The following is a 14,400-nucleotide window of genomic DNA, read 5'->3' as shown; positions in this document are numbered from 1 at the left end:
GAGCGTCATTACGAATTACAAATTATTTATGTTTTTTGGTAATAGTCAACCAGAACCAGGTGATAACAAGTGGCGTCGCCAGTTGGATAAGTTTGTCAAAGCAAATCAGCAAGAATTGGCGGCGCTTTTTTGGGGATTGTGGTTAGCAAATGGTGACAGTCAGGGTACTGTTGGTATTGATTTGCAACCAACGCCGCATTTTGTTTATTGTCCGAAAGAACAGATAGAGAATTTAAATAATAAGGTTGATAATCGGCTTCAGGAAATTTTGGGAATTGTTGAGAATCACAAGCCGGATGTGGAAGTTGTGATGATTGGGATTGGTAAGGGTGAAATTAAGTTAATTCAGTTTGCACCGGAACCAGCACCACCGATTTGTTTTGAGCAAGCTGGGAAGGATGTAGATGGGTTATTGGATGTGCTGGAAGAGAGGATGAGGGAGGAGATTGTTTTTTAACGCAAAGGGACGCTAAGGGAAGCGCAGAGGAACGCGGAGGAAGAGAAATAACTCTGCGCTTATTGTTTAATTGATTGCTTTGTAGAAATCTGGGTAAGTTAGATTTTCGGCACAATGCCAGATGATGTTAAATACGGCTTCGTAGCGATATGAATTGTTACTGTAAAATTGTTTGCTTAGATAGTCTTTTAGAGTTATGACTACTTGTGGTAAATGTTCTCTTTGGAGGATTTTTTTCAAACTATCAGCTATATCTAAGAGAGAGGATTCATACCATAGCCATTGTAAAGGAAATAAATCTTCATTTTCATCTTCTTCAACTTCAAGATCATGATGGGTTTGAATGAATCTGATAAAGATAGCGATCAGTTCATTTAGCTTCTCTGTTTCTAATTTTATACTTGGATTAAATTGTTGTAAGCTATAAGCAGCACTTGTAAAAATTGATTCATTTTTTGTGGTATTCAATAAGCGAATTAGAGTATCAATCACCTGTTGATTATTGCAGTCTATTTCCAGCAACGTCAAGAGCGCACTTAGAGATGTAGACTCATCTTTTAAGTTAACCATTTTCCACATGGCTTTAATTATTTGCTGCTGGTAGTCATTAGTTCGCGCTAGTATGTCGGCCGCATAAAAATACACCCATTCCTCCTCAGCAGTTTCAAGTATTTTGGATAAAGTGGTAATTGCTACTCTATTACCTGAATCGAATTTTCCTAGACATAAAGCAGCCTTACAAAGGAAAAATTCATTCTCAGTGGTTTTAATTCTCTCAGTTAAAATAGTAATTGCAGCTTTGTTTCCTGGATCAATTACCATCAGATATCTGACAGACATATCGAGCAAATATGTATTCTCGGTAGTTTCGAGAATCTGAACTAAAGTATTTAATGCTATTGGATTACCTGGATCAATATCCCACAAAGCCTTGGACGCATGTGAACAAATCACATCATCTTTGTATCTTTTGATGAAATCAATCAGGGTAGCGATCGCAATTTGATTACCAGAAGCTATTTCTCCTAAAGCTATAATCGCACCTTCATATATGTCTTCTAAAGTCAACCACTCATTTGCGATATCATCAGGCTTCATTTTGATAAATTGGATTAAAGCAGCGATCGCAGTTTCGTTACCGTAGCCAATTTTCCCTAAGCTATGAATTACATTCCCAGGCGTTATTTTAATGAATTGGATTAAAGTAGTAATTACAGTTTCATTGCCATAGCCAATTTTTCCTAAGCTATAAATTGCAGTCCGAAGATGAGAGTTATTTTGCTGAATTAGCAGTAATAAAGCTGCGATCGCACTTTTATTACCTGGATCGAGTGTTCCTAACTCTTCAGCTGCAACTCTAAGAATTGAACGACTTTCTGTAGTATGAACCAGATGGACAAAAGCAGCAATTACCCGTTTTCTGTCGGTTAATTCCAGGGTTTTTCTAGCTGTCTTCACCAAAGGTTTTGGTAATATCTGCCAATCTCGCTTATCCTGCCGAAAATAGGCATAACTCCATTTGAGCAGTTGTTCTACAATTGCATCCCCCAAACTAGATTCTGGGAACTGAGATAAAGCCTCAGCCGCCAAAAAGTAGGCGCGATACCGATAAAAATCGCCGCAGCCGTCAACAAAATCTATTAAAGCTTGGATAAAATCTTCTTTTTGCTGCTTATCCACATCCTTTTGGCTGAACCAGTGGAGAATCTCTGCTTTCCACTCCGGCTCAAAGATGCGGTAAGTGCCTTGATTTAGATTGCTGCGATCGTGGTTAAAGAAATACTGCCAATCATGCATTGCCTCCTACCCACTTCGAGATGTGGGACGAAAGGGATTTAAATGCATCTTGCTACATTAGTTGGCTTTCTGTCAAGTCTGGACGCGATGAGGATTTATAAATTTTGCTAGACTTCAGAATTTTATCTCAAGCATTGGAGAATCGATATCTAAAAGCCAACTTTCATCAATAAACTCTAAATTTTTATTGTAAATAAGAACTAACTCACCTAGTTTGTGAGTGCCATCAACAGTAGAAGCTATAAGGAAAAACTTGAGTTGTAGAAAACGTTCTTTGTAGGTAACGCCAATAGAGCTACTAACTAATTCGGCTTCTAGGATACGAGGCAAAGTAATTATTTCATAATATTTATCTTGTTCATCCCAGTAGCCGCATATTTTATAATCAGATAGTATTAGATGTTTTTTAACAAGATTATTAGCATCTTAAGTTTCTAATATTTCAGTTAAATCTCGCCAAATTTGATGATTTTTTAATTCGAGTTTTGTCATAGTTATTACCCCATAGTAGGGTGGGAATTAAAATGCCCACCCTACTTGCCTAAACTAGCGCTGGTGTATTCGCACGCTTAACTTGAGGTGTAGCAATTATCCTCATTCCGGCTGGTGCAGCTAAAGTTAACCCACGGCGCACAGGACGCACGGGACGTTTATTCACTAGCGAAACTTGGAATTCTGACAAAACAGTTGCCAAGACAATTTTCATTTCATACTGGGCAAATGCCATTCCAATACAGCGACGATTACCGCCACCAAAGGGTAAATATTCATAAGGTGAATATTGTCTTCCTAAAAACCGTTCTGGTTTGAACTGCTTGGATTGTGGGTAAACTTCTTCCCGATGATGCGCTAAATAAATACTGGGGACTATTGCCGTTCCCTCTGGCAGTTCGTAGCCCATAATTGTAATTGGGTTCTTCACAATCCGCACAAAAGCAGTCATGGCAATTGGATAAATTCGCAATGTTTCTTGGCAAACTGCTGTCAAATAGGGCAATTTAGCCACACTACTTAAATCAGGGGTAACTCCAATGGTGTTGAGTTCTTTTAGCAACTTCTCACGCACCTCTGGTAAACGATCAATCCAGTAAAAAGCCCATGTCAATGCCGAAGCGGTAGTTTCATGTCCCGCAACTAGCAGCGTCATTAACTCGTCGTGTAATTCTTCATCTGACATCCCTTGACCATCGTCATAACGAGCCGCCATCATCAAACTTAGGATATCTTGGCGATTTTGATCGAGTTGGGCCCGACGTTCTCGAAGCAAAGCATAAATAAGTTGATCAATTTTTTGCCGTTGTTGCAAAATCCAGCCCCACGGACTCCACGCACCGAAATCTTTTTGGATGAACCGGAAAAAGAAGGCGCTAGACATTACGGGCGAACTGATGAAGTCTAGCAAGTCACTTAGCGATCGCCTCAGTTCTTCAAAAAGCTGTCCATCATTTAAACCAAATACAACCCGTAAAATAACACGCAAGGTGATTTCTTGCATCGACTTACGGATATTAAAAGGCTTGCCAATTTGCCATTCATTAGTCACTTGTTGGGTTATTTCGCGAATTTCCTCACCGTAAGCCCGCATCCTTTCGCCATGAAAGGGAGGAGCTAATAATTGCCGTTGGCGCTGGTGGCGATCGCCATCCGCTAACATAAAGGAGCGATCGCCAAGTAAAAATTTTAGTCCTATGTTCCCCCTGCCAACCTCAAAATGCCTGGAATCAGCAGTAAAAATCTGCTCAAGCGCTTGTGGTTGACTAAAATACACAAGATGGTTATCAGAACTACTACTCCTGATCGTGAAAGTATCACCGTAAGTTTGAGCAAAATCATCCACATATTTCAGTGGCTGACTAATAAACTTGATCATCCTTAGCCAGCGCGGCATTTGAGGCCCATCGGGCAGATTGTAAGTTGTTGTCATAGAATTTTGTGGAGTTGATGGCTTCTAAATTTTATTGTTACGACTTTTCATGTTACTTAGGGTTACAGAAAGCGGTATATTCATCATTGGGGACTAGGGACTGGAAACTGGGGACTGAAAAAGAAGACAAAGAGAATAATAAAAACTCTTGTACAGATGCGATTAATCGCGTCTCTACTCCTAACTCAGCACTCAGCACTCCTAACTCAGCACTCAAAAGGCAGCATCGGAAGCAAGCAGTGCCAAAAATCATCGCTATTCTCAACGGTAAAGGAGGAGTCGGTAAAACGACTACCGCAGTCAATCTGGCTGCAAACTTTGCGAAGAAAAAAAAGGTGCTGCTGATTGATGCAGATATTCAAGGTTCTGCCAGTTGGTGGTTTGGGCGCAGTCAGCAGGGAATGGGATTTGATTTATCTCAAGAAACAGATCCCACACTTTTAAGTGATTTAGCAAAGATAACAGGTTACGATTTAGTAGTGGTAGATACACCTCCCGCGCTACGCTCTGAAGCATTAGTGGCGGTAGTTGCGATCGCAGATTATCTAGTTTTGCCTACACCCCCAGCCGCAATGGATTTAGCAATCCTCGTGGAAACAGTCAAGGAAGCCGTCATCCCTGTGGGAACCCCCCATCGGGTATTGCTCACCAAAGTCGATACGCGCAGTCTGGGGGAAGCACAAGAAGCAAAAAGCACTCTGACTCGCTTAGGTATTCCTACTTGTAATACCTTCATCCGTGCCTATAAAGCTCATGAACGAGCAGCACTCGAAGGTGTAGCGATTACTCAATGGCGAGGAGGAAATGCACGGGAGGCGGAATTAGACTACCGCCGTGCAGCTGATGAATTACAGCGTGATTGGAGAAAATAATGGTTAAGAAACAAAGTCTCTCTGACTTATTACAAGAAGAAGCACAAAAATTTACACCCCCAGAAGGTGAATCTGCGATCGAAGTTACAGCTGAAAAAATTGTTGAAGAACAAGCTTCATCTGATGAGGAATCTTCAGCACAACCACTTGAGCCAACTTCTACTAAGCGCACAAGTTCTACTAAGGCTGATTTAGAAACAACTGTCAAAGAATTGACGAGTAATCTAGAAACAAGCCACAAAAAAGAAGCATCTCTTGGACAAGAAATTGCCGATTTGCAATCAAAATTATCTAAACAAAAAACATTTGCATCAGAACAAAAATCATTACTAGAACAGCTAACAAAAGAACTTGAAGAAACCAAAAAAACAGCACTGCAACTAGCAGAAGCGAATTCCAAGCTGATCGAAGAAATTAATGCTTTAAAACAAACAGCAGAAGATAATTCTAAACTTGCTGTAGCTGTCAAAGAAACTAGTGCTATAAAACCCGTAAAAGAACAGTACAATCCATATAACTACAAAAAATCACATCTTTCATCAGAAAGACTAGCTCAAAATCAACCAGATGAGTATGCTGGTAGTGTTGCAAAAGAAACTAGTGCTATAAAACCAGTAAAAGACCACTACAATCCACTTAACTACAAAAAATCACATCGGTCATCGCAACCACTAGCTCAAAATCAACCACAAAATCAACCAAATGAGTATCCTGAGAGTTCTAATGAGATGTGGTTACTTGACTAAAGTCAGTTAATCTTAGCTTCCCCTTTCCTACCCTACGGTGTACGTGCAAATCGAAAAAAGCCCGATTTTTTATTGTTCTGTCTTTCTCCTCGTTCCCATATTCTGGGAACGAGGAGAAAGGGAGCCAATTTCAAAGTCCCTCTCCCAAGCTTGGGAGGGGGATTTAGGGTGAGGGCGTTTGATTCATCCAAGAAGTCTATTAGAAAGTAACTGTTGAAACTATTAGAAATAATCGGTGAGTTTGTAATGAGTAATCAATCGCTTAAAACAAGAATTATCAGGACTAAAGTCGTTATTACAAACTTTAAATTTTTACGCCTAGCTAATTAATGAGTTCACCACAAAAGTTTAAAATATACTGGGCAGTTATTTGTGGTTGTTCCAAGTGTGGGAGATGACCACAATCTTGAATCCAGGTGAGAGTACTGTGTGGAATTGCCCTTTTAAATTTCATAGCATCCTCAGTACCCAAAATTTTATCGGAATCGCCCCATAAAATTAGCGTTTGTTGCACAATTTGTGATATTATTTCAAATCTAAAAGCATTGTAACCACCACTTTTAGTGAAAGAAATTAGAGCTTGATGCCAACTCGGCATTTGTAAGTGTAATGCCCCACAACATAAGGCATCAATAGAGGCAAGAGTTTGATTTTTATATCCAATGCGAGAAACGCGATCGCGCACCTTCAAATTACTCAAAAACTGAGTTGCTAAATAATCTAATGGGGGAAACATGAATTTGCTCAATGGCGAACCACCTGCTAACCCCGCACTATCAATTAACACCAGCTTTTCTACCACTTCCGGGTAAGCCAACGTAAAATCAATCGCTGTCGCACCCCCCATCGAAGCGCCCACCAAAATTACAGGTTGGTTAATTAGGCTTTTCCAGAAATAATAAAGATGGGTTTTAATCGCAGTTGGGCTATAGGCAATTCCTGAAAGTCTATCTGTAAATCCAAAACCCAGCAAATCCACTGCCCAAGTTTCATTATCTCCAGAAAGTAATGGCAAAAGCCGCCGAAATTCTAATACAGAACTGTCAAAGCCATGAATTAATAAAATCGGAGTTCCACCACACCCTTGCTTGACAAATGTTGTGGTAATTGGTTGATTAGTTAAAGGAGTAGCGATCGCACTTGTTTGAATCCTCCGAGCTAGTGCGATCGAAGTAGGTTCTGTCAGTTGCTCAACTGCTGTAGGAAGAAAATTCGGAAACATAAATTTCAGTTTATCGTACTAGCTTGCTTCCACCCATAACTGATTTTGTTAAACAATAAAGTTACACAATCTAAGATGCTGAGGTATTATTTGTAATATATAAAACATAAACCAGTGAGTTATCAAAATATTCTAACTCCCAACAGACGCGATTAATCGCGTCTCTACTTCCCCAAAAAATATGGCATCAAAGAAAGTTTTCCAAAATGTCAAAATTGGGACTAAAGCCACGTACAATTAAAATCGCTTATCCCTTAATTCAGGAGCTAATGCCATGCCAATGGCGGTTGGCGTAATTGAAACTTTAGGTTTTCCGAGTGTCTTAGCAGCAGCAGATGCAATGGTCAAAGCTGCCGCAGTCACAATTGTGTATTATGGTCAAGCGGAAAGCGCTCGCTTGTTAGTCGCCGTCCGGGGACACGTTTCTGAAGTAAATAGGGCTGTTGAAGCCGGAATCGCAGCTGGAGAGGAAGTAAAGGTTGGTACAGTAATTACCTACTACATCGTTCCTAATCCCCCGGAAAATGTGGAAACCATATTACCAATCCATTTCACTCAAGAATCAGAACCTTTCCGCATGTTCTAAGCAATTTTGCTATCAAAATCTGTAGCGAAGCTTCGTACAATTAACTTGTAGCCCCCAGTTTATTCATACAGGAGATTAATAATGTCATTACAGGCAATTGGAGCACTTGAAACGAAAGGTTTTCCTGCGGTGCTAGCAGCAGCAGATGCGATGGTAAAAGCTGGTCGAGTTACCCTTGTTGGTTATATCAGAGTAGGTAGCGCTCGTTTTACAGTTAATATTCGTGGCGATGTTTCTGAAGTAAAAGCCGCTATGGCTGCCGGTATTGAAGCTGCAGAAAATGTTTATGGCGGTACCCTAGAATCCTGGGTGATTATTCCTCGTCCCCATGAAAACGTTGAAGCTGTTCTACCAATTGCCTACACAGAACAAGTCCAAGGTTATCGAGAATCTGTAGAAAATCCCATTGTTAGATCGAACAATCGATAGATTTAACCTCCTGCGGGGGAATTCAAAACAAAAAATTCCCATAAATGAATTTAAAGAGAAGTTTTTTGTCAAACTTCTGATTATCAAAACTTTAGAGAATTACATTCTTTCTGTTTTTAGATTTTGCATAAGTTAAATTTTGAGGCAGAAGGAAAGCAATAGTCAAAGTCAATAGTCAAAACCAATATTGACTGTTGACTATTCATTTTTAGGAATATAAAAGCTTTAAGAAAAACTTAGCAATATTAAAGGTGTAGTTATGACTGAAGCTAGGTTAAAAAAAATAAATTTGCCTATCAATCCTTACTATCCAGAATAGCGTAGGCGTAGTATCTGGTCGTAGACATCGCCACATAGGATACTGAGACTAATTCGACGCTATAGCAATAGTATGGGTTGAAACCTATACTGGTGGAATAACGCCCAACATTGAGTTAAATTAGATTCGTTCGTCGGATCTGTTACAAAATGTTAGATTTAACCGATCCATTTCGTGCATGGTGTATCCTCACCACTTTAAGCAGATTTCTGTTCTTAACTACGAAACATAACTTTACAAAAAAGTTAAATTAATAGAATACCCCCAAATGCTTGATATACATTGCTTTTTGACAATTATCACTGCAAGCAAAACATCAATGTAGAAATTTCTGCATAATCCTAGTGAATTCAGACGTAATAAAAGTAGAATCACTGAGCTATTTTCATGAAACTCATGAAATCTGGGGCAGCTGCCAGTTAAACAATTAGGTGGGGCAATGGGGGTTGTGATGCAAACTTCAAAATTGAGTTTCGAGGAATGCAATCTCACTATGACAACGGATGTGGAAAAACTGGCTCTAGATTGGCAAAAGCGCTTGGCTGTGGAATGTCCAGACCAAAATGAAGCCGCGAGGCAAAGCATTATTCTCTGGCTGTTGGGATCTGACTCAAAACGGTTCGATCTGTTTAATCCTAAAGAATTCGAGATCGCCAAGCAAGCGATGGAATATCGCTGGAGGATTTTACGTCAACGCTACTTGGGATTGGGGCGAGAACGTGCATATCGCAACTTGATAACCCGATTGGGGAGTTTAGTAACTTTACGGAATAAGATTCAGACTTGGGTTTCCCTCAGCCGCGATCGCCAGCGTAGTGTAATGGATGTATTACAAGAAGTACTCCAAGAGTTACTCCAAAGCGACAGTCAGATGCAACAACAAATGGTTGATATTGCCAAATATACAACCGATAGACGATTGGGGGATGCTCTATTATTTGCCAGTGTAGAAGAATATTGTCTGCGGCCAGTACGGAATCAACCCCTATTAGCTTACCGATTTGTGAATTATTTGCGTCGCACTCAGCGCGGTGGTTTAACCCAAGTACCCGGCCGTGACTTGGTTAGACTAGTGTCAGAAGAAGTTCTCACAGAGGACAGTGACAATCGAGTTAACTTAGTTGATAGTCAGGCGATCGCAGAATATCAAGAAGCACAACAACTAGAGGAACAACAAGGGCTGCGCCAGTCAGTACAAAAAGAATTTGAAAATTATTTACAAGAAAATCTCGGTATAGAAGCAGTGGAATGGCTACGACTGTATCTGCAAGGTAAGTCCCAAGAAGAGATCGCCAAAAAACTGAATAAGCCGACTAAAGAAATTTACCGTCTGCGAGAAAAAATTAGTTACCATGCTGTACGTGTTTTTGCCCTCAAAGGTAATCCAGAACTCGTAGACAACTGGCTCTCAATTTCCTTGCAAGAACATAACTTGGGATTAACCCAAAACCAATGGCAGCAACTTGATGAAAAATTGACTCCTCTAGGACGACAAATTCTAGATTTGCGGAGAGCGGGTAATTCAATAGAAGCCATAGCCCAGCAGTTAAAACTCAAAACCCATCAAGTGCTAGGCGAATGGACGAAAGTCTATCTTGCAGCCCAAGTTTTAAGAACTCAGGAGTAGCCTGTAGTGGAAATGGAGCATGGGGGAGTGGGGAGCAGAGAAGGCAGAAAAATGAGAGACAAGGAGATAAACAAAACTCAGCACTAGCTCAACGCCCCGCTATCCATGTACAGCACTCTTTTTCCCAATCCTCAGTATTATCCCAGTCCATAATCTAAAATTCATCTTCTACTTACAATTACTTAAGTATATATAATTGAAATTTATATAATATAACAAAGTATCTTTATTAACTACCTATTGAATTAGAGGCAAAATATAAGTAAACACCAACGAATCAAATCTATGTTGTCTTCAAAGGGCGAACTAAATGATACCGCAGCAAATGGACAGCAAATGCTAACTACCCCTCAAAGTAGGTGGGAAGAAGGAGGCGATCGCGAACAAATATTCTACCTGATTGATAATCTTTTATCCTTTGAAGCTTGCCTCTACCACCAGATTTTGCCCTTTGGATTAAAAGACAAAAACCTCTTGCTAGGTATGGTTCATCCACAAGACAACGAAGCCCTAGATTATGTTGGTCGCATTTTGTCTTCTATCAATTGCACAATGGTGATTGAGGCGATCGCAGCCGATGCCCACCGCAGAATACTATCAGCCTACCTCAACCATAAGAATACATCTCAGCTAGATGCAAAAGTGCATCAGGCAACAGTGGACTCTCCCCCAACAAATAGCCCAGCTACGATTGCTGACACACCTAGTCCTTCCCTAGATGCCGACTCAGAATCAAATCAACAGCCTATCTTGATGGTATTTCAGACACAAAAGCGTCAAAATTCTAGACAGCAGGTAGACTTGCCTCCGATCCCAGAGCTAGACCAATCATCTCAAACTACGACGTTCTTGACCCCTATTTTCAGAACTCAACAGGAAGAGAATTCTGAAGCCACATCATCAAACAATTTACCTATTTTGCCCACACAAGCTTCCGAACTACTGAGTTCGATGGAGTTACTAAAAACACTGCCAACAAAAAAAATACTAGAAGAATTACTAAGGCGAATCTTGGCTGGGGGAATTGGTCGTCTGTACTTAGAAAGACAAGCTTCTGAAGGTAGAATCCTGTGGAGTGACAATGGAGTTTTGCAGTCTGTATTAGACAAACTGCCGCTCTCAGTTTTCCAAGGAGTACTGAATGAATTAAAGCGGTTTGCTTCCCTGCCTATAATCACGGTTGCAGAACCAAAACAGGTAGAAAAGGAATACGTATATCAAAAAAATCGCTTATTATTACGCTTGCGAGTCATGCCGGGAATCTACGGCGAAGAGGCAACACTCCAAGTATTGCGGGGAGCAGCATTAAAATTCTATCAACAACAACAATTGACGCGTCTAGGCCGCGATGCTTTAGGAATTTCTCAGCAACTAAGCATCAAGTTACATGAACTACAAGAACGACTTTTATTGAATCCTAGCCTTGATTCTCAGCAATTAGAGGCTTTAGTTGCCCTGAATCAATTAGTGAAAAATTTAGACCAACAGATCAAAATACTAGCACTAGATAGCAATCTATCAACAAAGAGTAAATCATCCGTCAGTAAGTGAAAACGCTGATTTCGTTCGCATACATAATTGTTATGTTGTAATGGAATCCTAGACTGATAAAGTTTAGAGATTCATCTCTAAATAAATACAAATTTTGCGATCGTATTCTGAGTAAGATTACGGTTTAAACAAACTTAATAGTAGCAAAGTTAGTTTCCCGCTATTGAATCCTATTGTTGCAAATATTTCATGCTAACTGAGGTTTTTAGTGAACTTTTCCCCTTAATGAGTACAGCCAATCCACAGACATTGGAATGGCTACTCAACGTTGCAATTGAACATGAATACCCATCTGGGCGAGCCGTTGTGATGGAAGATGCCTGGGGTAACGCCGTTTACTTCGTGGTTTCTGGTTGGGTCAAAGTCCGGCGTACCGTCGGGGAAGATTCAGTAGCTCTGGCAATTTTTGGGCGTGGCGATTTTTTTGGAGAAATGGCAATTTTGGATGAATCTCCACGCTCAACTGATGTCATTGCCCTTTCACCGGTGAAATTGCTTAGTATCTCCAGAGAGCGGTTTATTCAAATATTGTTTAAAGACCCACAGTTACATCACCGAATGTTGCAACTGATGGTGCGGCGATTGCGACAAATTAACCTGCGCTTACAAATGCGGTCTTCACCACCAGCGGTCAAACTCGCCCATACCCTAGTGACTTTGGGTGAAAGCTATGGTCAGGAATCAGACTTAGGAAGAGAAATTTTTAACATTCCCTTTAAAGATTTAGCAGAGGTGACAGAAATCGGCGTTGAAGAAACCACCAAAATCATGGAAAAACTACATGAAAAAGGGTGGATAAAAATTGATAGCGCCAACAACATCACTTATCTTGTGAACTTCAAACAGTTGATGAACTTGGCTGGCAAAGTGTGATTTTTTTATCCGATTCTCTTCGAGATGCTTCGCGTAGCTTGCTTCTTGGTAAGTTTAACGCCAGAGATTTTGGATGATGATGAACGAAAGACGGTTTGTGTGCGATGTGAAAAGCAAATTTGTCATGATGGGAAAATTACCCATTGATTATTAACTCAGCACGCAAGATGACTGAAGCAACAGCAACTCGTCCCAACACCTACCTCCAAGAAACCGAGCCAACGATTCATTACCTAGTGGCAATGTCCCAACCAGAAACCCATCTGTTTGAAGTGACTTTACGCCTTGTGGATTATCCCTCACCGATTCTCGATTTAAAATTGCCCGTTTGGACACCAGGTTCCTATTTAGTCCGGGAATACGCCAAGAATTTACAAGATTTTGCGGCTTTTGCTGGGGATAAGCCTTTGCCTTGCCAAAAAATCAGTAAAAATCATTGGCAGGTAAACAAGATAGGTATTTCAGAATTAACTGTACGTTACCGCATTTTTGCAAATGAGCTATCGGTACGGACAAATCACTTAGATGCTACCCACGGTTATTTCAATGGTGCGGCACTATTTTTGAGAATACCTGGCTGGGATAAGCAACCCATTCGCGTCACCATCGTACCACCACAGCCGGAATGGCAGGTAACTACTGCCTTACCACCCATTGGTGAAGAAACGAATACTTTCTTAGCTAGCGATTTTGATACTCTGGTTGATACTCCCTTTGAGATTGGTAGCCACCAATTGTATAAATTTGAGGTATTAGGAAAACCCCATGAATTGGCAATCTGGGGGCAAGGTAATTACCAAGTTCAGCAGCTGATTGCTGATATCCAAAAAATTATTCAGGTAGAAGCGCAGATGTTCGGCGGTTTGCCTTATGAACGATATGTGTTTCTGCTACATTTATTTAGCCAAGCTTTTGGTGGTTTGGAGCATAAAGACTCTTGCTCGTTAATTTACCAACGTTTTGGATTTCGCGCTCAGGAAAAGTACCATCGCTTTCTTCAATTAGTTGCACACGAGTTCTTTCACTTGTGGAATGTTAAGCGAATTCGCCCAAAAGCATTAGAGGTTTTTGATTACGACCAAGAAAACTACACACCATCATTGTGGTTTTGTGAGGGCACTACTAGTTACTATGACTTGTTAATTCCTTTGCGGGCGGGAATTTATGATGTTAAGTCGTATTTGAATAATTTAGGCAAGGAAATTACCAGATATGAAATCACACCGGGGCGCAAGGTACAACCCGTTTCCGAGTCGAGTTTTGATGCCTGGATAAAACTCTATCGCCCGGATGCCAATAGCGGTAATTCCCAAATTTCCTACTATTTAAAAGGAGAAATGGTATCGTTGTTGCTGGATTTGCTGATTCGCTCTACTCACCACAATCAGCGCTCCCTCGATGACGTGATGCTAAAAATGTGGCAGCAATTTGGAAAAGCTGAAATTGGCTATACCCCAGAACAGTTACAGGAAGTTATCGAATCTGTCGCCGGAATTGATTTGACTGATTTCTTTAAACGCTACATTGATAGTACTGATGATTTGCCTTTCAATCAGTATTTAGAACCCTTTGGCTTGCAGTTGGTAGCCGAACAGCAAGAAGAACCTTACCTAGGCGTGAGAATAAATACCGAAAATGGGCGGGAGATGGTTAAGTTTGTGGAGACTGGTTCACCTGCACAAGTAAGGGGAATTGATGCAGGTGATGAGTTGTTAGCAATTGATGGGATTAAGGTAACGGCGGGTGGCTTAAGCGATCGCCTGAAAGATTACCAACCAAACGATAGCATTCAAGTCGCAGTTTTCCACCAAGACGAACTCCGTACCTATTCCATCACTCTCACATTCCCACATCCGACTCGGTATCAGGTAAAGCCTGTTGAGCATCCTAACTCCACACAGCAGCAAAACTTTGCTGGATGGCTAGGAGATGCGATCGCAACTGTTTAATAAACGGGCATGGGGCATTTAAAAGAGGCACAGGAACGGGGTGCGGGG

At 40.8% G+C, this 14,400-nt stretch carries 12 protein-coding genes and 1 pseudogene; 9 read left to right on the top strand and 4 right to left on the bottom strand.

Annotated features, from left to right (window positions below):
- The first annotated feature begins 28 nt into the window (after window positions 1-28).
- A complete protein-coding gene (gene ccmS, locus NLP_RS26595; protein ID WP_104908949.1) occupies window positions 29-457 on the top strand; it encodes a beta-carboxysome assembly chaperone CcmS in 429 nt (142 codons plus the stop codon).
- A gap of 66 nt (window positions 458-523) precedes the next feature.
- On the opposite strand, the gene NLP_RS26590 is transcribed toward ccmS, so the two are convergent.
- The 3 genes and pseudogenes from NLP_RS26590 to NLP_RS26580 form a co-directional block, all read right to left on the bottom strand.
- Window positions 524-2,254, bottom strand: a complete 1,731-nt coding sequence (locus tag NLP_RS26590) for a HEAT repeat domain-containing protein (RefSeq protein WP_104908948.1) — start codon at window positions 2,252-2,254, stop codon at window positions 524-526.
- Window positions 2,255-2,368: 114 nt separating this feature from the next.
- Window positions 2,369-2,746 (bottom strand): annotated as a pseudogene (locus tag NLP_RS26585) (hypothetical protein).
- Between the two features lie 49 nt (window positions 2,747-2,795).
- Window positions 2,796-4,178 carry a cytochrome P450 gene (locus tag NLP_RS26580; RefSeq protein ID WP_104908947.1) on the bottom strand — a complete coding sequence of 461 codons (1,383 nt, stop codon included), beginning with the start codon at window positions 4,176-4,178 and terminating at the stop codon, window positions 2,796-2,798.
- 239 nt (window positions 4,179-4,417) lie between these two features.
- On the opposite strand from NLP_RS26580, the gene NLP_RS26575 reads away from it, so the two are divergent.
- On the top strand, window positions 4,418-5,050 hold the full coding sequence (locus NLP_RS26575; protein WP_104910048.1) for a ParA family protein: 633 nt from the start codon (window positions 4,418-4,420) through the stop codon (window positions 5,048-5,050).
- Window positions 5,050-5,796, top strand: coding sequence for a hypothetical protein (locus NLP_RS26570; RefSeq protein WP_104908946.1), 747 nt, complete (start codon window positions 5,050-5,052; stop codon window positions 5,794-5,796). The genes NLP_RS26575 and NLP_RS26570 overlap by 1 nt, the downstream gene beginning before the upstream one ends.
- Window positions 5,797-6,118: 322 nt before the next feature.
- Here NLP_RS26570 and NLP_RS26565 read toward each other — a convergent pair whose 3' ends face one another.
- The gene (locus tag NLP_RS26565) at window positions 6,119-7,018 is read right to left on the bottom strand and encodes an alpha/beta fold hydrolase (RefSeq protein WP_104908945.1); all 900 of its coding nucleotides are present in this window, start codon (window positions 7,016-7,018) and stop codon (window positions 6,119-6,121) included.
- 274 nt (window positions 7,019-7,292) lie between these two features.
- On the opposite strand from NLP_RS26565, the gene NLP_RS26560 reads away from it, so the two are divergent.
- From NLP_RS26560 to NLP_RS26535, 6 genes are all read left to right on the top strand, one after another.
- Window positions 7,293-7,604 carry a BMC domain-containing protein gene (locus NLP_RS26560; protein WP_104908944.1) on the top strand — a complete coding sequence of 104 codons (312 nt, stop codon included), beginning with the start codon at window positions 7,293-7,295 and terminating at the stop codon, window positions 7,602-7,604.
- A gap of 81 nt (window positions 7,605-7,685) precedes the next feature.
- Complete coding sequence (locus tag NLP_RS26555) at window positions 7,686-8,033, top strand: carbon dioxide-concentrating mechanism protein CcmK (RefSeq protein ID WP_104908943.1); 348 nt, start codon at window positions 7,686-7,688, stop codon at window positions 8,031-8,033.
- 758 nt (window positions 8,034-8,791) lie between these two features.
- A complete protein-coding gene (locus NLP_RS26550) occupies window positions 8,792-9,979 on the top strand; it encodes a HetZ-related protein 2 (RefSeq protein WP_104908942.1) in 1,188 nt (395 codons plus the stop codon).
- 285 nt (window positions 9,980-10,264) lie between these two features.
- The gene (locus NLP_RS26545; protein ID WP_104908941.1) at window positions 10,265-11,530 is read left to right on the top strand and encodes a pilus assembly protein PilB; all 1,266 of its coding nucleotides are present in this window, start codon (window positions 10,265-10,267) and stop codon (window positions 11,528-11,530) included.
- A gap of 189 nt (window positions 11,531-11,719) precedes the next feature.
- Window positions 11,720-12,403, top strand: a complete 684-nt coding sequence (locus NLP_RS26540; RefSeq protein ID WP_104908940.1) for a Crp/Fnr family transcriptional regulator — start codon at window positions 11,720-11,722, stop codon at window positions 12,401-12,403.
- Window positions 12,404-12,570: 167 nt separating this feature from the next.
- Window positions 12,571-14,352, top strand: coding sequence for a M61 family metallopeptidase (locus NLP_RS26535; RefSeq protein WP_104908939.1), 1,782 nt, complete (start codon window positions 12,571-12,573; stop codon window positions 14,350-14,352).
- Window positions 14,353-14,400: the final 48 nt, after the last annotated feature.

This window comes from Nostoc sp. 'Lobaria pulmonaria (5183) cyanobiont' (assembly GCF_002949795.1).
GTDB lineage: Bacteria > Cyanobacteriota > Cyanobacteriia > Cyanobacteriales > Nostocaceae > Nostoc.
This window is presented reverse-complemented; position numbering and strand designations above follow the sequence as displayed.

Coding starts and splice junctions, on each gene's coding strand:
- ccmS (WP_104908949.1), top strand. CDS start 29: ATGTTTTTTGGTAATAGTCAACCAGAACCAGGTGATAACAAGTGGCGT.
- NLP_RS26590 (WP_104908948.1), bottom strand. CDS start 2,254: ATGCATGATTGGCAGTATTTCTTTAACCACGATCGCAGCAATCTAAAT.
- NLP_RS26580 (WP_104908947.1), bottom strand. CDS start 4,178: ATGACAACAACTTACAATCTGCCCGATGGGCCTCAAATGCCGCGCTGG.
- NLP_RS26570 (WP_104908946.1), top strand. CDS start 5,050: ATGGTTAAGAAACAAAGTCTCTCTGACTTATTACAAGAAGAAGCACAA.
- NLP_RS26565 (WP_104908945.1), bottom strand. CDS start 7,018: ATGTTTCCGAATTTTCTTCCTACAGCAGTTGAGCAACTGACAGAACCT.
- NLP_RS26560 (WP_104908944.1), top strand. CDS start 7,293: ATGCCAATGGCGGTTGGCGTAATTGAAACTTTAGGTTTTCCGAGTGTC.
- NLP_RS26555 (WP_104908943.1), top strand. CDS start 7,686: ATGTCATTACAGGCAATTGGAGCACTTGAAACGAAAGGTTTTCCTGCG.
- NLP_RS26550 (WP_104908942.1), top strand. CDS start 8,792: ATGGGGGTTGTGATGCAAACTTCAAAATTGAGTTTCGAGGAATGCAAT.
- NLP_RS26545 (WP_104908941.1), top strand. CDS start 10,265: ATGTTGTCTTCAAAGGGCGAACTAAATGATACCGCAGCAAATGGACAG.
- NLP_RS26540 (WP_104908940.1), top strand. CDS start 11,720: ATGCTAACTGAGGTTTTTAGTGAACTTTTCCCCTTAATGAGTACAGCC.
- NLP_RS26535 (WP_104908939.1), top strand. CDS start 12,571: ATGACTGAAGCAACAGCAACTCGTCCCAACACCTACCTCCAAGAAACC.